A 17,334-nucleotide genomic window follows, 5' to 3' on the forward strand; every position below is an offset into this window, starting at 1 on the left:
GCTGCCGTCGACTACTGCCTGCGGTGGTCGAGCGTCGTCGATGCGGTGCTGACCGGATCGGCGGCCGCGAAGGCGGCGTCGAGCTGTTCGGGCGTGCGCTGTCCGGCCCGTTTCCAGGCGACATATTGCACGATGCCGAAGCTCGGCCGCTGCGGCACGGTCTTGACCACCGGCATGCGGAATCCATCGCGGAATTTCACCCAGCGCGCGCCGAGCACCGCGACAATTTCCTCGATGGTCGGCGGTGTCGCCACATCGGCATAGGTGATGGTGACCTTGCCGGCGAGGCCCGCTTCGCGCGGGATCGGCACCGGGATCGAGGCGAGGTAATCCGCCGGCACGTCGACCAGCCCGCCGAACGCCCATTGCTGGCGCAACTCATCGGCTTTCAACGGCGCGACGCTGACGTCGATGTCGTTGGGCGTGCCCGGCACGCGATAGGGGCAGCTGAAGCGTCCGCAGTTCGCCTTTGCCGAGAACTGCCAAAGCGCGTAACCCTGCCAGTTGCCCATCGGGAAATGCACGTCGATGTCGGGCTTGTAGCGCGCATACCAGAGCGGCAGCCGCGACAGCAGCCGGTAGGTGTAGCGGTTGTCGGCGATGTACTGGGCGGTCTTGCCGTTCGAATAGAGCACTGGGAAGCGGCCGAGGCGGCGGTGAACCTGGCGGACGAATTCTTCCGCGTCCTCGAGCGACATCCATTGCGTGGGATCGATGCCCTCGATGTCGAGAGCAATGAGATCGTCCGGCGCCGGCTCGGCGAAATCGACGAAATTGTTGGCCTGCTCGACCGGATTGCCGGGGCGGGCGAGGTGATAGGCGCCCCATTTCAGGCCGAGCGTTTTGGCCACCACCTTGCGCGTCTGGAAAAGCTCGCGCGTCACCGCATGGCGCTTCCACAGCGCCTTGCAGAGCTTCACCTCGGTCTCGTCGCCGAAGCAGAAATAGGGCGGCGGCAGCCCGTCGGACGCCTTGTTGATGAAGCCGACGATGCGTTTGTCGGTGGCAAGCTCAGCCCAGTCGATGGAATTATATTCGTAGGCGTCGATCACCAGCGCGCGGTCGGCATTCTTCCACGGCTCGGAGAAATCCGAGGCCTTTGCCGCCGTGCCCAGCACCATCGCAGCCGCGAGAAGCGCCAGGCGGCGAAGAGGGCGCGCCGGCTTTTTCAATCAGGGTGTCCCCACTGACCAGAGGACCATCCTGGACCGCTATGGTTAAGGAAGTGCTTTCAAACCGCGAGGTGTTCAGCGCCGGAACAGCGACTGAACCTTGAACGGATCGGGCGCCGACTCCTGCGGCAGCGAGCCTTCGGCGGCGCGCTTCTCGTGATGCGCCAGCGAGCATTGCGGCGAGCACAATATGCCGCGGTTCGTCCAGTAGGCCGGCCCATGGGAGACCGCGTTCGATGCAGCGATAGGCGTCAGGTCTGGCAAGCATGGTTTCCCGGTGCACGATATCTCTCTGGTCTGCCAACGGCAGATAATACGCTACGCGTCTTTCCGCCCGTGGATGACGAAGTTCTACGCTTGCAAAATCCGCGTGACAAAGTTTGACGTTTACGTAAAAAGAAGGGACAGGCCAACCCAAGAATGGATGGCCTTGCTTCGGCCACGCGACTACGGTTGGCCGCACTGGAGGAGAAGCAGCAAACATGTATCGCGCACCGGTCGAGGACATCGCCTTCACGCTGAAGCATGTGGCCGGCCTGAAGCCCGCGCTGGATGCCGGCACCTTCGGCGATCTCGGCGAGGACCTGGTCGACGCGATCCTGGCCGAGGCCGGCCGTTTCGCCAGCGAGGAGGTGGCGCCGCTCCACAAGATCGGCGACGAGCGTGGCGCGGTGTTGAAGGGAGCTTCTGTCACCACGCCGCCCGGCTGGAAGGAGCTGTACCAGCGCTGGATCGAAGGCGGCTGGAACGCGCTGTCCGGGCCGGCCGAATATGGCGGCCAGGGCCTGCCGACGATGCTGGCCGTCGCCGCGCTCGAAATGTGGAACTCCGCCGCCATGGCCTTCGGCATCGGTCCGACGCTGACCATGGGCGCGGTGGAAGCCCTCGACAAGCATGCGTCGGAGGAGCTCAAGGCGAAGTATCTCGCCAAGCTCGTCTCCGGCGAGTGGATGGGCACGATGAACCTGACCGAGCCGCAGGCCGGCTCGGATCTTGCGGCGCTGCGCACGCGCGCCGAGCCCGCCGGCGACGGCACCTACCGCATCTTCGGCCAGAAGATTTTCATCACCTATGGCGAGCACGATTTCACCGACAACATCGTCCATCTGGTGCTGGCGCGGCTGCCCGATGCGCCGGCCGGCACGCGCGGCATCTCGCTCTTCCTGGTGCCGAAATTTCTGGTCAATGACGACGGCTCGCTCGGCGCCCGCAACGATGTCTTCTGTTCCGGCCTCGAGCACAAGCTCGGCATCCATGCCTCGCCGACCTGCACCATGATCTATGGCGACGGGTTTGAGGGCATTACGCCCGGCGCCATCGGTTGGCTGGTCGGCGAGGAAAACAAAGGGCTGGCCTGCATGTTCACGATGATGAACAACGCTCGCCTCGCCGTCGGCATGCAGGGCGTTGCGGTGGCCGAGACGGCAACGCAGAAGGCGATCGCCTATGCCAATGAGCGCAGGCAGGGGAAGGCCTCGGACTATGCCGGGTCCGGCATGGCGCCGATCGTCCATCACCCGGACGTGCAGCGCAATCTCTTGACCATGCGGGCGCTGACCCAGATCGCGCGGGCTATCGCCTATTCCTGTGCGCACGCCATCGACCGTGCACGTGTCGCCGAGGGCGAGGCCGGCGCGAACTGGCGCGACCGCGCCAATCTTTTGACGCCGCTGGCGAAAGCCTTTTCGACCGATGTCGGCGTCGAGGTCGCTTCGCTGGGTGTCCAGGTGCATGGCGGCATGGGCTTCATCGAAGAGACAGGCGCGGCGGCGCTCTATCGCGACGCCCGCATCGCGCCGATCTATGAAGGCACCAACGGCATCCAGGCGATCGACCTCGTCTCGCGAAAACTGCCGCTCGGCGGCGGCGAGCATATGCATCGCTACATCGGCGAATTGAAAGCGATGGCCGATGCGGTGCGCACCTCCAACATCGAGGGTTTTGGCCGCACCGCCGACAATCTCGACCGCGCGCTTGCCGATCTCGACGAGGCGACGCGCTTCTTGCAAAGGCTGATGGCCGACGGCAAGGCCGATGCCGCGATGGCCGGCGCCACGCCCTATCTGCGCCTGATCTCGCTCGCCGCCGGCGGCGCCTATCTGGCGCAAGGGGGCCTCGTCGACCGCCGCCGCGTCCCGCTTTGCCGCTTCTTTGCCGAAAACCTCCTCGGCGAGACACGCGCGCTCAAGGAGCGCGTCATCGACGGCGCCGAAAGTCTCGCCGCCGCCGGCAAGGCGCTGATCGCCTGAAGAGCCAGTCAGCCGAAGGAACCCATCGTGACCGACCATATCCTCATCGAGCGCCGCGGTGCCGTGCAGATCATCCGCATGAATCGGCCGGACAAGAAGAACGCGCTGACACGTGCCATGTACGCGAAAATGTCGGCCGCCCTTTCTGAAGGCGACGCCGACCCGGCGGTTCGCGCCCATGTCTTCCTTGGCGTGCCCGGCGCCTTTTCTTCCGGCAACGACCTTGCGGATTTCCTGGTGATCGCCACCGGCGGCGAGGGCGGCAACGAGGTGTGGGATTTCCTGATGGCGCTGGCCAAGGCGGAGAAGCCGATGGTATCGGGTGTCGACGGCATCGCGGTTGGCATCGGCACCACGCTCAATTTGCATTGCGACCTGACCTTCGCCACGCCGCGCACGCTCTTTCGCACCCCCTTCGTCGACCTCGGCCTCGTGCCGGAAGCCGGCTCCAGCCTGCTGGCACAACAGATCCTCGGCCGCCAGGGCGCCTTCGCGCTGCTCGGTCTCGGCGAAGGTTTTTCGGCTGAGCGCGCCAAGGCCGCCGGCCTGATCTACGATGTGGTCGCGGAAGACGCGCTGGAGGGTGCGGTGCTGGCTGCGGCCGCCGAGATCGCCGCCAAGCCGCCGCAGGCGCTCAAAATTGCCCGCGACCTGATGCGTGAGCCGCGCGAGGAACTCGTCGCCCGCATCAAGGTCGAAAGTGAGTATTTTGGCGAGCGACTGAAGTCCGACGAGGCGCGCGCAGCGTTGACCGCCTTCATGGCCCGCAAGAAAGGCTGAAAATCTCCACTCTCGGCGATCTCAGGGGTAGAGCCGCGCCTTGTCCCAGCCGCCGGCGTCGTTTCTCGAGAACACGATGCGGTCATGCAGCCGGAACGGACGGTCGTGCCAGAACTCGATCGTCTGCGGCAGGATGCGGAAGCCCGACCAGTGTTTCGGCCGCGGGATTTCGCCGATCGCATAGCGCGCCGTGTACTCGGCCACCGCCTTCTCCAGCGCAAAGCGGCCTTCCAGCGGCCGCGACTGTTTCGAGGCCCAGGCGCCGATGCGGCTGCCGCGCGGCCGCGTCGCATAATAGGCGTCGGCCTCGGCGTCGCTGACGATCTCCACCGGCCCGCGCACGCGCACCTGGCGGCGCAGCGATTTCCAGTGGAAGCACATCGCCGCCTTCATGCTGCCAAGAATCTCGCGGCCCTTGGCGCTCTCGAAATTCGTGTAGAAGACAAACCCCCTTTCGTCGAACCCCTTGAGCAGCACCATCCGCACATCCGGCATGCCATCGGCATCGACGGTTGCCAACGCAACGCCGTTGGGATCGTTGATCTCGCTCTTGACAGCGTCGTCCAGCCACTCGGCAAACAGCCGGAACGGCTCCAAAGCCCCGGCGAAGTCACCGCTTGTTAACTCGCTTTCGTTCATAGTTTTCCAAATTTTTAACGTTGCGGGAGGAGTTCGCCGATTGTCGCGTATCGCGCAAGCTTTTGACAGCGGGCAATGGAGCGTTATTGCTTCGGCCAGCGCCAAGGCTGCGTTGCTGACATTGGCGCTTCCGCTCGCGGCCTGTGGCGCCGGCGGCTTCAGCCTCGAGAAGGCGGAGGTTGACCGCTCGATCATCACCTCCAGCGCGCCGTCCTCGCCCGCCATGCCGGCAACCAGCGACAACGACTCGGACCAGACCACGATCGGCAATGCGGTGTCTTCCGCCGACGTCCAGGAGCTCGGCGGCCAGGCAGTGCCATGGGCCAATGCCGGCACCGGCTCGCGCGGCTCGATCACCGAGCTGGTGGAACTCAAGGATGGCGACTTGACCTGCCGCCGCTTCAACGCGACGCGGGAAAGTTTCGACGGCGTCGCCATGTACCAGGGCGAACTCTGCATGGCCAGCGCCGGAGGCTGGCGCATGCAGGAGTTCAAGGCGCTCTAATTTCACTCTCCAGGCAACTTGCGCCACTGGAATTTCTTCCTATGCGAGCGCATATAGAGGGCGACTGTGGACCCAATCTCTTTTTCAGGCAGGAAGCATGCGCGACCCCTATGAGGTGCTGGGCGTTGCCAAGAACGCCTCGGCCAAGGAAATAAAATCGGCGTACCGCAAGCTCGCCAAGCAGCATCATCCGGACCAGAATCCGAATGATCCGAAGGCGAAAGAGCGTTTTGCCGCCGCCAATCAGGCCTATGAGATCGTCGGCGACGAGAAGCGCCGCGCAGCTTACGATCGCGGCGAGATCGACGCCGACGGAAAGCCGAGATTCCAGGGCTTCGAGGGCGCGGCCGGCGGCGATCCGTTTGCCGGGTTCCGCCGTCAGCAGGGCCCTGGCGGGGCGCATTTCGAATTCCGCAGCGGTCGTCCGGGCGGCGATCCTTTCGACGGCAACAGCGATATCTTCAGCCAGATCTTCGGCGAGGCCTTTTCGGGTGCGCGCGGTCCAGGCCGTGGCGACCGTCGCCAGCCGGTCCAGGCGCCTGACCTCAATGTCACGCTGGACATCACCGTCGAAGAGGCCGCCACCGCGGAGAAGGTGACGGCGATGTTCCCTGACGGTCGCAAGATGGCGGTCAAGCTTCCCGCCTATGTCGAGGAGGGCCAGACCATCCGCCTGAAGGGTCAGGGCGAGCAGGGGCCCGGCGAGCCGGGCGACGCACTGGTCAAGATCCACATTCGCCGCCATCCGCGCTATCGCATCGAGGGCCGCGACCTGCATGTCGACCTGCCTGTGGAACTCGCCGACGCGGTGCTCGGCGCCAAGGTGGCCGTCGAGACGCCGACCGGCAGGCTCGCGGTCAACGTTCCTGCATGGTCGAGCTCGGACAAGGTGTTGCGCCTGAAGGGCAGGGGTCTGCCGGAAAAAGTAGGCGGCCACGGCGACCTCTACGCCCATGTGCGGCTGATGCTGCCGGAGGGTGGAGACGCCGATCTCGAAGCCCTGATGCGCCGGCGGAAAGGCTGATCGAAGCGGTTTTCTCCTCAAGCCAGTCTGTTTTCGACGCTTGAAGGGGCCCTGTGCCTGTGCGATAGGGCTCCACAAAGCAGACATTCTTGCGGAGAATTGCGCACATGGCGGGTGGACAGGGCCTGATGGCCGGTAAGCGGGGCCTCATCCTTGGCGTCGCGAACAATCGGTCGATCGCTTTCGGCATCGCCAAGGCTTGCGTCGATCACGGCGCCGAAATCGCGCTGACCTATCAGGGCGAGGCGTTCAAAAAGCGCGTCGAGCCGCTGGCGGCGGAACTCAACGCGCATGTCGCTGGCCATTGCGACGTGACCGATCCGGAAAGCCTGGACGCGGTCTTTGCCGACATCGCCAAGCATTGGGGCAAGCTCGACTTCCTCGTCCATGCCATCGCCTTCTCCGACAAGGACGAGCTCACCGGCCGCTATGTCGAGACGACGCGCGACAATTTCCTGCGCACCATGGATATTTCGGTGTTTTCCTTCACCACCATCGCCAAGCGCGCCGAGCCGCTGATGAGCGAAGGTGGCTCGCTGCTGACGCTGACCTATTACGGCGCCGAGAAGGTTATGCCGCACTATAACGTCATGGGCGTCGCCAAGGCGGCGCTCGAGGCCAGCGTTCGCTATCTCGCCGTCGACCTCGGCGCCAAGAAGATCCGCGTCAACGCCATCTCGGCCGGCCCGATCAAGACCCTTGCCGCCTCCGGCATTGGCGACTTCCGCTATATCCTCAAATGGAACGAGTACAACGCGCCGCTCAAGCAGACGGTGACGCAGGAAGAGGTCGGCGATTCCGGCGTCTATTTCCTGTCGGACCTGTCGCGCGGCGTGACCGGCGAGGTCCATCACGTCGATTCCGGCTACCATGTCGTCGGCATGAAGGCAGTCGACGCGCCCGACATCTCGACCGTCAAGGACTAGTTCTCTCCGCCTATCTATCCGTCCAGGCCCTGGCCCGACCTCCGGAGACCTGATGTATCCGCTCGTCTACATCGCCCGCCACGGCCAGACGCAGTGGAACGCCGAGCGTCGGCTGCAGGGGCAGGCAGACACCGACATCAACGCGCTCGGCCGCGCGCAGGCGACCCGGAACGGTCGCCGGCTGGCTGAGTTCGTCAGAGATCCTGCGGATTTCGACTTTGTCGCCAGCCCGATGCGGCGCACGCGCGAGACGATGGAGCTGATGCGCGCCGCGATGGGGCTCGATCCGTTCGCCTACCGCACCGATCCTCGGCTTGTCGAAATGAGCTTCGGTGACTGGCAGGGTTTCACCTTTGCCGAGCTCGAGTCCAGGCTTCCGGGTTCGACCGACGGGCGCCGGCACGCCAAATGGGATTTCCAGCCGCCCGGCGAGGGTGCGGAAAGCTACGAGACGCTGCTCGAACGGATCAGGCCGTGGGTCGACGCGCTTCAACGGCAGACGGTCTGCGTCACCCATGGCGGCGTCATGCGTTGCCTGTTTCGCATCGTCGAAGGCATGTCCAAGAAGGAAGCGGCCAGTCTCGAGATGCCGCAGGACCGCCTGCTCCGGCTCGAGGGCCGCAGCCTGGAGTGGCTGTAGGGCCTGCGTTTTAGGTCGTGTGTTGGGGTCGGCCAAAGGCCTCGAACGTCGTCATCCTGGGGTCTGCACTGCGTCGCTGCGCTCCTGGCTTCGCTCCAGAATGACCAAGCGTTTGGGGCTCGGGCCAATGCCAAGGCGTCCTCGGCCCTCGCACTGCGTCCTCGGCTAGACCTCGCGGCGTAGATGATTCTAGTCGCTGTCCGGCAGCTGCATATCGGTCACGACATTCTCGCCATTGGTCACGTCGTAGGCGATGACGATATCCATGCCGGGCTTTAGCGCGTCGAGATCGGTTTCGGCGTTGAGCTTATAGGACTTTCCGTCATCCAGCGTCAGCGTCAGCGTGTCCTTGTCGACCTTCTTGATCAGGCCTTCGGTCTGGCCGGCGAACGCGGCGGCGGTGGAAATGAGCAACATGGCGCAGGCGGCGCCAATCAGGGTACGCATCGTCGTCCTCTTTGGTCATTGCGCCGGCATGAGCAACGGCGGATCCTCAACGGCGGATGGAAGAGAGCAGAAACCAACCGAATGTGTCAAAACTAAATCCTCCGGATCACAGATTGATGCATCCGATCATCGTTTGACCGCTGTGGAAAACGCCAATAGAAGGCACGCTTGAACCGGCGAACCGGCTCCGCCGCCGGGCAGGGCGTTTTTCCATGTCTCACAACACCTTCGGCCATCTTTTCCGCGTCACCACCTGGGGTGAAAGCCATGGCGCCGCGCTTGGCTGCGTTGTCGACGGCTGCCCGCCCGGCATCCGCTTCAAGCGCGAGGACATCCAGGCCGAGCTCGACCGGCGCCGCCCGGGCCAGTCGCGCTTCGTCACCCAGCGCCGCGAGCCGGACGAGGTCAAGATCCTCTCCGGCTTCGTCCTCGACGAGGACGGCGAGACGATGATCTCCACCGGCACGCCTATCTCGATGCTGATCGAGAATGTCGATCAGCGCTCCAAAGATTACGGCGAGATCGCCCGCCAGTACCGGCCGGGACATGCCGATTACACCTATCAGGTCAAATACGGGTTGCGCGACCATCGCGGCGGCGGCCGCTCCTCGGCGCGCGAGACCGCAGCGCGGGTGGCGGCGGGCGCGCTGGCACGCAAGGTGGTTCCGGGCATGGTGGTGCGCGGCGCGCTGGTCTCGATGGGCGAAAAGTCAATCGATCGCGCCAATTGGAACTGGAATTTCATCGGCGATGCGGAAAACCCGTTTTTCACCCCCGACCCGGCCTCGGTTCCGGTCTTTGCCGCCTATCTCGACGGCATCCGCAAGGCCGGCTCCTCGGTCGGCGCGGTGATCGAGATCGTCGCCGAAGGTGTTCCGGCGGGCCTCGGCGCGCCGATCTATGCCAAGCTCGACCAGGACATCGCCTCCGGTCTGATGTCTATCAACGCCGTCAAGGGCGTCGAGATCGGCAACGGCTTCGAAGCCGCCCGCATCACCGGCGAAGAGAATGCCGACGAGATGCGGATCGGCAATGACGGCAAGCCGGTGTTTTTGTCCAACAATGCCGGCGGCATCCTCGGCGGCATCTCGACCGGCCAGGCGATCGTCGCCCGCTTCGCCGTCAAGCCGACCTCCTCGATCCTGACGCCGCGGAAATCGATCGACAAGGACGGCAAGGATGTCGAGGTCATGACCAAGGGCCGCCACGATCCCTGCGTCGGCATCCGCGCCGTGCCGATCGGCGAGGCCATGGTTGCCTGCGCGATTGCGGATCATTATCTGCGGCATAGAGGACAGACGGGGAAGGGAGTGGTGAATAGTGAATGGTGAATAGTGAATGGTCGGGAAGGCACAATGTGTGCGTTACGCCCAACCAGTGATTTCCCGCTACCGACTACTCACTACTGACCATTCACCATTCACTATTCACCATTCACTGCGAGCGAAGCGAGCGTCCATGCCATACGACCAGAAGAAGATCGTCGAAGCGATCCGTGCTTTCGAGCGCGGCGAGATCGTCGTCGTCATGGACGATGACGGGCGCGAGAACGAGGGCGACCTGATCGTTGCCGCCGTCCACTGCACGCCGGAAAAGATGGCCTTCATCGTCCGCAACACCTCCGGCATCGTCTGCACGCCGATGCTGCGCGAGGACGCAAGGCGGCTGAACCTTGCGCCCATGGTGGCGGACAATGATTCCGCCCACACCACGGCTTTCACCGTCAGCGTCGACTTCAAGCACGGCACCACGACGGGTATTTCGGCCGACGACCGCACGCTCACCGTGCGTAACCTCGCCAACGGCAATGTTGGTGCCTCCGACTTCGTGCGGCCCGGCCACATCTTCCCGCTGATCGCGCGCGAGGGCGGTGTCTTGATGCGCTCGGGCCATACGGAAGCCGCGGTCGACCTCTGCAAGCTCGCCGGGCTACCGCCGATCGGCGTCATCTCCGAACTGGTCAACGACGACGGCACCGTCAAGCGCGGGCCGGAGGTGCAGGCTTTCGCCGAGCAGCACGGGCTGAAGCAGGTCTCGGTCGCCGATCTCATCGCCTATCGCCAGCGCAAGGAAACGCTGGTCGAGCGTGTCGCCTGCTCCGACATCGAGACGCCCGGCGGCAAGGCGCAGGTCTTCACCTACACGCTGCCCTGGGATTCCATGCACCATCTCGCGGTCGTGTTCGGCGATATCCGCGACGGCGAGGAGGTGCCGGTGCGGCTGCATTCGGAAGACGTCGTGAGCGACGTCTTCGGCACCACCCACCGCTTGGACCACATCATGAAGGCGATGGGCGAGCGCAAGCGTGGCGTCATCGTCTACCTGCGCGAAGGCTCGGTCGGCGTCGCCCATCAGGAGCGCAAGCGGCCACAGAGCGGCGACCGCGAGGATCACGAAGAGGCGCGCCGTCGCGAGAACGAGTGGCGCGAGATCGGCCTTGGCGCCCAGATCCTCAAGGATCTCGGGATTTCCTCGATCAACCTGATCGCCTCGCGCGAGCGCCACTATGTCGGCCTCGAAGGATTCGGCATCCACATCGCCAAGACGGAAATTCTCTGACATTTCGGCCGACAGGGGGCGGAGAACAAACGATGGCCGCGCCATTGCCTGTCAGCCAGCGGACCGAACGACTGCTGCTGCGCCGACCCACACCGGCGGATCTGGAGTTTTTGGCCGATCTTTTCTCGCGCCCCGAACTGGTTGCGCATCGCCCCGACCCGACGCCGGACACGCCGCAACAGAGTGCCGCAAGGCTCGCTCGCGACATCGATCATTGGGACAGGCACGGATTTGGTCGCTGGGCGGTCGAAGTCAACGAGAAGCTGATTGGCTTCGGCGGCGTCACCTCATCGAGCGATTTCGATGGGCTGAACTTGTCCTATCATCTTCATCCCGAGACCTGGGGACATGGCTACGCGACGGAACTCGTCCGGGGGACCCTGCGCGCGGCTTTTGGCCGCTTGCGCGCCGATCGGGTGATCGCACTGGCGCGTCCCGCCAATCCGGCATCGCGGCGCGTGCTGGAGAAATGCGGCTTCGTTTTCGAGCGGGAGGTCATGCTCCATGGTGCGCCGACGGGGCTTTACGCATTCCCGGCGGCGAAGTTCGTTCGACAGCAGGACATATAGCCAGCCAGAGTCGGATGCATCGGTTCATTCGGCCGGGACAGCCGCTTCGTCTCCGTCCAAGTCGCAGTCCGGCGTCGCCAGCCGACACTGGCCGGCGAGGACGGTGACCAAAGCGACTGCGCCTGCCGCCACCGACACCCAGAACCCGTTCTGCGCTCCAAAAGTGTCGACCATCCAGCCGGCGGCGAAGGAGCCCAGCGCCATGCCGATGCCGATCCCGGTGGTCACCCATGTCACGCCTTCCGTGAGCATTGCCGGCGGCACGTGGCGTTCGATCAGGCCGAAGGCGGTGATGAAGGTCGGCGAGATCGCAACGCCGCTGACGAAGACGGCAAGCGCCAGCGTCGGCACCGTGTCGGCAAAAAGCAGCGGCAGCGTGGTGAGCGCGATGACGGCGACCGCTATCGCAAGTTGGCGCTGCAGCGGCGTGCGCAGACTGAGCGCGCCGACGACGATGCCGAGCACGAAGGATCCCAGTGCATAGACGCCGATGACGAGGCTGGCTGCTTCGGGCTGGCCGAGCTCTTCGGTAATGGCAACGGTGGCGACTTCCGTGGTCGCGAAGGTCGCGCCGACGAAGATCAGCGCGAAGGTGATGATCTGCACCGGCCGCAGGCGGATCGCCGAACCGGCCGCGCCATCCTCGGCCGGCCGAATGGGCGGCTCCGTCGAACGCTGCAGCAGGAATGCCGCCGAGCCGAAGGCGAGCAGCAAGGTGCTCACCGCCATCCCGGCTTCCGGGAACAGCGCGGCACTCAAGCCCACCGACAGCGAGGCCCCGGCGACATAGACCAGCTCGTCCGCGGCCGATTCGAAGGCGAAGGCGGTGTTGAGCTCGGGGCGGTCGCGAAAAATCTCGGTCCAGCGCGCCCTGACCAGCGCCGGGATGCTGGGCATTAAGGCGGCAAGCAGCGCGGATAGGAACAAGGTCCATACCGGCCAGTGCTGGTTGGCCGCGACGATCAAGGTCGCGAAAGCAAGCACCGAGACAAGCGTCGTCGGCACGGCAACGCGGCTCTGGCCGAGGCGGTCGACCATCCGCGAGACCTGCGGCGACAGGAAGGCGTTGACCAGGGCGTATGTGGCCGAGACCGCGCCGGCCAGCCAGTACTCGCCATGCGTTTGCGACAGCATCGCCACAATGCCGATCGGCGCCATGGCGATCGGCAGCCGGGCGATAAAGGCTGCCGCGGCGAAGCCCTTCGTGCCGGGAGCCCGAAAGATTTCCGAATAGGGGTTTCGCATGGTGCTTTTCCTCGACAAGGGAAGGCGCCGCAATTACATACGCAGCGTATGAGTGTCATATAGTTCATACGTGGCGTATGTCAATTGGCATACGCGACGTATGTGAACAGGGCCAGAAGGCATGCACAAACCCCGCAAGGAGATGATCGCCGAGACGCGCGCCAAGCTGATCGCGGCCGCGCGCCAAGCCTTCGGCGCCATTGGCTATGCCGAGGCCTCGATGGATGATTTCACCGCTTCGGCGGGTCTGACGCGCGGCGCGCTCTATCACCATTTCGGCGACAAGAAGGGGCTGCTGCAGGCGGTGATCGCCGAGATCGACGCCGAGATGGCGGCGCGGGTAAATGAGGTGGCCTCGCGGGCGCCTACTCGCTGGCAGCATTTCGTCGACGAATGCACCACCTATATCGAGATGGCGCTTGAGCCGGAAATCCAGCGCATCATGTTCCGGGACGGCCCGGCCGTGCTCGGCGATCCGGCTCAGTGGCCCAACGCCAGCGCCTGCACGGCTTCAATGACCGATCACCTGTCAAAGCTGCAGGAGGAGGGCATCGTCGTTCCCGATCTCGATCCCGAGACCGCGGCGCGGCTCATCAACGGCGCCAGCAGCCAAGCCTCGCAGCGCATCGCCAATTCCAAGGATCCGGAAGCGACATCGAAGAAGGTTGTGGCGGCGTTCAAGCAGCTGTTGGAAGGCCTGAAAAGCAAATAGCATGCGGCCGCGGCGTTCCGGGCGATCACCCGGGTCCGCGCTGCCCCCAACAATTGTCCCCCGCTCAAAATCCCTGCGACATTGACTTTGGCAGGAGCGAGCGCATCCTCTCCCGCCAATTCTCTGAGGCGGAGGGTCGGGGCCATGTGGGACTTCAGCATCGGCCGGTCGGTGTCCATCATGATGCGGACGTGGCCGTTCATCGTCTTTCGAATCATCGTCTACTTCGGCATCACGGTGGCCTACATCATGGCGACCGGCACCGGCGCCAGCGTCGGTTACGGCGTCGGCCACATCTCGACCGATCCGGACGGGCCGATGTCCTTTGCCTTGTGGGGTGGGGTCGTCGGCTTCGGCGTGGTCTCGATTGCCGTTTACTGGATCCGCGAATACATCCTCTATGTGCTCAAGGCCGGCCATATCGCCGTCATGGTCCATCTGCTCGACGGGCACGACGTTCCCGACGGCCAGGGCCAGATCGCCTATGCGCGCGAAGTGGTGACGAAGCGCTTCGCCGAGGCCAACATCCTTTTCGTCGTCGACCAGCTCGTCAAAGGCGCCATCCGCGCCATCACCGGGCTGATCGGCGGCATTGCTGCGTTCCTGCCCATCCCAGGCTTGAGCGGTCTGGTGAGCTTCATCAACACCGTTATCCGCCTGTCGCTGACCTATGTCGACGAGATCATCCTCGGCTACAACATCCGCATCAATTCCAACTCACCTTTCGAGACCGCCAGGCAAGGCGTCGTGCTCTACGCGCAGAACGGCAAGTTGATGGTCAAGAACGCCGTGTGGCTGGCGGTGATCATGTGGGGTGTGTCCTTCGTCATCTTCCTTTTGATGCTGGCGCCCGCCGCCGCCATCCTCTGGGTCATGCCGGGCCAGCTTGCCGGCTGGGCCTTCGTGCTGGCCATGGTCTTCGCCTGGGCCTTCAAAGCGGCTTTCATCGAGCCCTTCGCCATCGCTTCGCTGATGCAGGTCTACTTCGCCACCATCGAGGGCCAGGTCCCCAATGCGGAATGGGACCGGCGCCTGGCCGAAACCTCGTCCAAGTTCAGGGAACTGCGCGACAAGGCGCTCAGCCCCTTCGGCGGCTCGCGCTGGGACGCACCAAGGACTGCTTGAGCACAGCACCTCGATTCACGAAGGCCGCCTGATCACGGCTTCGCCCCTTCACTGGAACCAAGAAGGGCGATCGCCGATTTGAGCGGCGCCTCCCCCGCGCCGCAAAAGGTCTCGCTCATCACCAATTCGGGCAGCGGCAGGCGCTTGCCCCAGCCATGCGCTTCGAGATCCGGTCGCGGCGCGAATTCCGAGACGCGGCCGACGCAGAGATAGGCGATCGGCGTGACGTGCTCGGGGATCGACAGCAGTCGCTTCAGCGCTTCGGTCTCGATGATGCTCACCCAGCCGACCCCGACGCCTTCCGCCCGCGCCGCGAGCCAGAAATTCTGCACCGCGCAGACGGTGCTGTAGAGATCCATCTCCGGGTTGTGCCAGCGCCCGAGCGGCGAGTTCTTCGAGCGCTGCCGATCGCAGGTGATGCAGAGGTTGAGCGCGCTTTCGCAGATGCCTTCGAGCTTCAGCTTGCAGTAGAGCGCCTGCCGATCCGCCTCGATCGCGGGCATTTCCTGTTCGCGGGCGGCGAGGAAAAGGTCGCGCACCTGCCGCCGCCTTGTGGCGTCGCGGATGACGATGAAGTTCCAGGGCTGCATGTAGCCGACCGACGGCGCGTGGTGTGCCGCGGTGAGCAGCCGCGCCAAAACGCTGTCGTCGAGATCGTCGGCAAGGAAATGGCTGCGCACGTCGCGCCGGGTGAACATGGCCCGGTAGACGGCATCGCGCGCCAATTGGTCAAAGTCATCGCCGCCGGCGGCGGCTATTCGTGCCTGCATCGCGTGTCCCTTTGCGATAAGCAGTCCTCCGCCTGACCATGCGGATGACCATGTCTGCCGGGCCGGTCTTCTGGCTCGGGATCGACCCGCATCCGGCGCCTTCCCGTCTAGGACAGTGGCTTTTGCCGGCGCGGTACCCCTCACAGCGTTGGGCACGCCACGGATTTCAACCGTGTTCCCGATTCTCCCGCCTTGCGGGCACCAGGCAGCGGCGCGACCTTATCGCGATGCGGAAGCCGAGCCAATGCCGCCAGCGACACGATCGGGCGCGATTTCCCCAACCATTCGGCACTGAAACATGGCTATCCGCGCGACAGGTGCCTAGATTAGGCGCCATGACCACTCGTCTTTACACCCACCCGGTATTCCTGGAACACCTCACGCCGCCCGGCCATCCCGAGCGGCCCGACCGTTTGCGCGCCATCGAGCGCGTGCTCGACGACGAGGCTTTTTCGGCTCTCGACCGCGTCAAGGCGCCGGAAGGCGACGAGGCGACGATCCTCTATGCGCATCCGGAGGATTTCGTCGACCGTGTCCGCGCTGCGATTCCCGAGACGGGGATCGTCTCGATCGATGCCGACACCAGCGCCAGTCCGAAGAGCTGGCAGGCCGCGGTGACGGCGATCGGCGCGGCGAACGCCGCCGTTGACGATGTTTTCGAACGCCGCGCCGCCAATGTCTTCGTTGCCGCGCGTCCGCCCGGCCATCACGCTGAAAAGAAGACCGCGATGGGCTTTTGCCTGTTCAACACCGCGGCGATCGCCGCCCGCCATGCGCAGGAGAAGCATCAGGCCGAGCGCGTCGCCATCGTCGATTGGGACGTTCATCACGGCAACGGCACGCAAGACATTTTCTGGGACGATCCGTCGGTGCTCTATTGCTCGACCCACCAGATGCCGCTCTATCCGGGCACCGGTGCCAAGAGCGAGACCGGCGCCGGCAACATCGTCAACGCGCCGCTTGCGCCGAGCACCGGCAGCGACACGTTCCGCGACGCCTTCCTGTCGCGCGTGCTGCCGTCGATCGACGCCTTCAGGCCGGATCTGATCATCATTTCCGCCGGTTTCGATGCGCACCATCGCGACCCGCTGGCCGAGATCAACCTGACCGAGGATGATTTCGACTGGGCGACCGGCCAGCTGATGGAGCGCGCCGGGCGCCACAGCGGCAACCGGCTCGTCAGCCTGCTGGAGGGCGGCTACGATCTGCAAGGACTGGCATTTTCGGTCGCCGCCCATGTCGGGCGGCTGATGAAGGGATGAATGATGGCTGATGAAGCTAACCAAGACGTCAAGGCGATGAGCTTCGAACAGGCGCTGGACGCGCTGGAGAAGATCGTCGATGATCTGGAGCGCGGCGACGTTCCGCTCGACCAGTCGATCAAGATCTACGAGCGCGGCGAGGCGCTGAAGGCCCATTGCGACCGCTTGCTCAAGGCGGCCGAGGACAAGGTCGAGAAGATCAGGCTTTCGCGCGACGGCAAGCCGGTGGGAACGGAGCCGCTCGACGCCGAATGAAGGATATCCAGGTGAGGCCGGCCTGCAAAAGGCGGCTTCCTGCGCTTCCGGTGCTCACGTACTTCAAATACGCTCCGCTCCGGTTCTCGGAACCCGCCATTTTCGGCTCGGCCTGACCTGAATCTCAACACAACTCGGTGCACAATTTCAGACCGGTTCGGGCAGAAAGCAGGTAAGGAGTTAAAGCATGTGCCGAAACATCAAGACGCTGTTCAACTTCGATCCGCCGGCGACCGACGACGAGGTCCATGACGCGGCGCTGCAGTTCGTGCGCAAGCTGAGCGGCGCGACCAAGCCGGCCAAGCGGAACGAGCATGCCTTCAATCACGCCGTCGAGGCGATAGCCGCCGCCGCGCGCGAGCTGCTCGACAGCCTCGAAACCACCCAGCATCCGCGCAACCGCGAGGAAGAGGCCGCCAAGGCGAAGGCCCGATCCGCGCTCCGCTTCGCCTGAC

The 17,334-nt window shown here is 64.5% G+C and carries 19 protein-coding genes, 1 pseudogene and 1 riboswitch; of the genes and pseudogenes, 14 read left to right on the plus strand and 6 right to left on the minus strand.

The genetic code is table 11. The features are described from left to right. Positions 1 to 11: 11 nt before the first annotated feature. Positions 12 to 1,121: a glycoside hydrolase family 25 protein gene (locus CK220_RS22710; protein ID WP_095813754.1), complete on the minus strand. Its 1,110-nt coding sequence runs from the start codon at positions 1,119 to 1,121 to the stop codon at positions 12 to 14. 126 nt (positions 1,122 to 1,247) lie between these two features. After that, positions 1,248 to 1,440 (minus strand): annotated as a pseudogene (locus CK220_RS22715) (hypothetical protein). A gap of 214 nt (positions 1,441 to 1,654) precedes the next feature. On the opposite strand from CK220_RS22715, the gene CK220_RS22720 reads away from it, so the two are divergent. Together CK220_RS22720 and CK220_RS22725 are read left to right on the plus strand one after the other, a co-directional pair. Beyond that, on the plus strand, positions 1,655 to 3,421 hold the full coding sequence (locus tag CK220_RS22720) for an acyl-CoA dehydrogenase family protein (protein WP_095813676.1): 1,767 nt from the start codon (positions 1,655 to 1,657) through the stop codon (positions 3,419 to 3,421). A 27-nt stretch (positions 3,422 to 3,448) separates the two neighbouring features. Beyond that, entirely contained in the window at positions 3,449 to 4,201 is a 753-nt protein-coding gene (locus CK220_RS22725; RefSeq protein ID WP_095813677.1) for a crotonase/enoyl-CoA hydratase family protein, read from the plus strand. Positions 4,202 to 4,222: 21 nt separating this feature from the next. Here CK220_RS22725 and pdxH read toward each other — a convergent pair whose 3' ends face one another. Next, a complete protein-coding gene (pdxH, locus tag CK220_RS22730) occupies positions 4,223 to 4,840 on the minus strand; it encodes a pyridoxamine 5'-phosphate oxidase (RefSeq protein ID WP_095813678.1) in 618 nt (205 codons plus the stop codon). Positions 4,841 to 4,880: 40 nt separating this feature from the next. Between pdxH and CK220_RS22735 the strand changes: the two genes are divergently transcribed. The 4 genes from CK220_RS22735 to CK220_RS22750 all read left to right on the plus strand — a co-directional run bounded on the left by CK220_RS22735 (position 4,881) and on the right by CK220_RS22750 (position 7,935). Continuing rightward, complete coding sequence (locus CK220_RS22735) at positions 4,881 to 5,345, plus strand: RT0821/Lpp0805 family surface protein (protein WP_095813679.1); 465 nt, start codon at positions 4,881 to 4,883, stop codon at positions 5,343 to 5,345. Positions 5,346 to 5,442: 97 nt separating this feature from the next. After that, positions 5,443 to 6,369: a J domain-containing protein gene (locus CK220_RS22740; RefSeq protein WP_095813680.1), complete on the plus strand. Its 927-nt coding sequence runs from the start codon at positions 5,443 to 5,445 to the stop codon at positions 6,367 to 6,369. Positions 6,370 to 6,476: 107 nt separating this feature from the next. Further along, a complete protein-coding gene (fabI, locus tag CK220_RS22745) occupies positions 6,477 to 7,295 on the plus strand; it encodes an enoyl-ACP reductase FabI (RefSeq protein ID WP_059186698.1) in 819 nt (272 codons plus the stop codon). Between the two features lie 52 nt (positions 7,296 to 7,347). After that, complete coding sequence (locus CK220_RS22750; protein WP_095813681.1) at positions 7,348 to 7,935, plus strand: histidine phosphatase family protein; 588 nt, start codon at positions 7,348 to 7,350, stop codon at positions 7,933 to 7,935. A gap of 189 nt (positions 7,936 to 8,124) precedes the next feature. Here the strand turns inward: CK220_RS22750 and CK220_RS22755 are convergent, their stop codons facing one another. After that, entirely contained in the window at positions 8,125 to 8,382 is a 258-nt protein-coding gene (locus tag CK220_RS22755; protein WP_095813682.1) for a DUF1344 domain-containing protein, read from the minus strand. A gap of 212 nt (positions 8,383 to 8,594) precedes the next feature. On the opposite strand from CK220_RS22755, the gene aroC reads away from it, so the two are divergent. From aroC to CK220_RS22770, 3 genes are all read left to right on the plus strand, one after another. After that, positions 8,595 to 9,713, plus strand: coding sequence for a chorismate synthase (gene aroC / locus CK220_RS22760; protein ID WP_095813683.1), 1,119 nt, complete (start codon positions 8,595 to 8,597; stop codon positions 9,711 to 9,713). A gap of 127 nt (positions 9,714 to 9,840) precedes the next feature. Further along, positions 9,841 to 10,941, plus strand: coding sequence for a 3,4-dihydroxy-2-butanone-4-phosphate synthase (gene ribB / locus CK220_RS22765; RefSeq protein WP_095813684.1), 1,101 nt, complete (start codon positions 9,841 to 9,843; stop codon positions 10,939 to 10,941). 32 nt (positions 10,942 to 10,973) lie between these two features. Beyond that, complete coding sequence (locus tag CK220_RS22770) at positions 10,974 to 11,510, plus strand: GNAT family N-acetyltransferase (protein ID WP_095813685.1); 537 nt, start codon at positions 10,974 to 10,976, stop codon at positions 11,508 to 11,510. Positions 11,511 to 11,534: 24 nt separating this feature from the next. Here the strand turns inward: CK220_RS22770 and CK220_RS22775 are convergent, their stop codons facing one another. Beyond that, positions 11,535 to 12,755 (minus strand): MFS transporter, encoded by a 1,221-nt coding sequence (locus CK220_RS22775; RefSeq protein ID WP_095813686.1) that lies wholly within the window; start codon positions 12,753 to 12,755, stop codon positions 11,535 to 11,537. A gap of 121 nt (positions 12,756 to 12,876) precedes the next feature. Here CK220_RS22775 and CK220_RS22780 point away from each other — a divergent pair, with 121 nt between their 5' ends. Next, positions 12,877 to 13,467 (plus strand): TetR/AcrR family transcriptional regulator, encoded by a 591-nt coding sequence (locus tag CK220_RS22780; RefSeq protein ID WP_095813687.1) that lies wholly within the window; start codon positions 12,877 to 12,879, stop codon positions 13,465 to 13,467. Positions 13,468 to 13,611: 144 nt separating this feature from the next. Further along, positions 13,612 to 14,592: a hypothetical protein gene (locus CK220_RS22785; RefSeq protein ID WP_095813688.1), complete on the plus strand. Its 981-nt coding sequence runs from the start codon at positions 13,612 to 13,614 to the stop codon at positions 14,590 to 14,592. 32 nt (positions 14,593 to 14,624) lie between these two features. Here the strand turns inward: CK220_RS22785 and bluB are convergent, their stop codons facing one another. Next, the gene (bluB, locus tag CK220_RS22790; protein ID WP_095813689.1) at positions 14,625 to 15,362 is read right to left on the minus strand and encodes a 5,6-dimethylbenzimidazole synthase; all 738 of its coding nucleotides are present in this window, start codon (positions 15,360 to 15,362) and stop codon (positions 14,625 to 14,627) included. A 42-nt stretch (positions 15,363 to 15,404) separates the two neighbouring features. Continuing rightward, positions 15,405 to 15,583, minus strand: a riboswitch (cobalamin riboswitch). Positions 15,584 to 15,697: 114 nt separating this feature from the next. Here bluB and CK220_RS22795 point away from each other — a divergent pair. From CK220_RS22795 to CK220_RS22805, 3 genes are all read left to right on the plus strand, one after another. After that, positions 15,698 to 16,624 carry a histone deacetylase family protein gene (locus CK220_RS22795; RefSeq protein WP_095813690.1) on the plus strand — a complete coding sequence of 309 codons (927 nt, stop codon included), beginning with the start codon at positions 15,698 to 15,700 and terminating at the stop codon, positions 16,622 to 16,624. Positions 16,625 to 16,627: 3 nt separating this feature from the next. Then, positions 16,628 to 16,879 carry an exodeoxyribonuclease VII small subunit gene (locus tag CK220_RS22800; protein ID WP_095778033.1) on the plus strand — a complete coding sequence of 84 codons (252 nt, stop codon included), beginning with the start codon at positions 16,628 to 16,630 and terminating at the stop codon, positions 16,877 to 16,879. A 187-nt stretch (positions 16,880 to 17,066) separates the two neighbouring features. Then, on the plus strand, positions 17,067 to 17,333 hold the full coding sequence (locus tag CK220_RS22805) for a DUF2277 domain-containing protein (RefSeq protein WP_095813691.1): 267 nt from the start codon (positions 17,067 to 17,069) through the stop codon (positions 17,331 to 17,333). Position 17,334 lies beyond the last annotated feature (1 nt).

Source organism: Mesorhizobium sp. WSM3860 (genome assembly GCF_002294995.1).
Classification (GTDB): Bacteria; Pseudomonadota; Alphaproteobacteria; order Rhizobiales; family Rhizobiaceae; genus Mesorhizobium.

Coding starts and splice junctions, on each gene's coding strand:
- CK220_RS22710 (WP_095813754.1), bottom strand. CDS start 1,121: ATGGTGCTGGGCACGGCGGCAAAGGCCTCGGATTTCTCCGAGCCGTGG.
- CK220_RS22720 (WP_095813676.1), top strand. CDS start 1,655: ATGTATCGCGCACCGGTCGAGGACATCGCCTTCACGCTGAAGCATGTG.
- pdxH (WP_095813678.1), bottom strand. CDS start 4,840: ATGAACGAAAGCGAGTTAACAAGCGGTGACTTCGCCGGGGCTTTGGAG.
- CK220_RS22740 (WP_095813680.1), top strand. CDS start 5,443: ATGCGCGACCCCTATGAGGTGCTGGGCGTTGCCAAGAACGCCTCGGCC.
- fabI (WP_059186698.1), top strand. CDS start 6,477: ATGGCGGGTGGACAGGGCCTGATGGCCGGTAAGCGGGGCCTCATCCTT.
- CK220_RS22750 (WP_095813681.1), top strand. CDS start 7,348: ATGTATCCGCTCGTCTACATCGCCCGCCACGGCCAGACGCAGTGGAAC.
- CK220_RS22755 (WP_095813682.1), bottom strand. CDS start 8,382: ATGCGTACCCTGATTGGCGCCGCCTGCGCCATGTTGCTCATTTCCACC.
- aroC (WP_095813683.1), top strand. CDS start 8,595: ATGTCTCACAACACCTTCGGCCATCTTTTCCGCGTCACCACCTGGGGT.
- ribB (WP_095813684.1), top strand. CDS start 9,841: ATGCCATACGACCAGAAGAAGATCGTCGAAGCGATCCGTGCTTTCGAG.
- CK220_RS22770 (WP_095813685.1), top strand. CDS start 10,974: ATGGCCGCGCCATTGCCTGTCAGCCAGCGGACCGAACGACTGCTGCTG.
- CK220_RS22775 (WP_095813686.1), bottom strand. CDS start 12,755: ATGCGAAACCCCTATTCGGAAATCTTTCGGGCTCCCGGCACGAAGGGC.
- CK220_RS22780 (WP_095813687.1), top strand. CDS start 12,877: ATGCACAAACCCCGCAAGGAGATGATCGCCGAGACGCGCGCCAAGCTG.
- CK220_RS22785 (WP_095813688.1), top strand. CDS start 13,612: ATGTGGGACTTCAGCATCGGCCGGTCGGTGTCCATCATGATGCGGACG.
- bluB (WP_095813689.1), bottom strand. CDS start 15,362: ATGCAGGCACGAATAGCCGCCGCCGGCGGCGATGACTTTGACCAATTG.
- CK220_RS22795 (WP_095813690.1), top strand. CDS start 15,698: ATGACCACTCGTCTTTACACCCACCCGGTATTCCTGGAACACCTCACG.
- CK220_RS22800 (WP_095778033.1), top strand. CDS start 16,628: ATGGCTGATGAAGCTAACCAAGACGTCAAGGCGATGAGCTTCGAACAG.
- CK220_RS22805 (WP_095813691.1), top strand. CDS start 17,067: ATGTGCCGAAACATCAAGACGCTGTTCAACTTCGATCCGCCGGCGACC.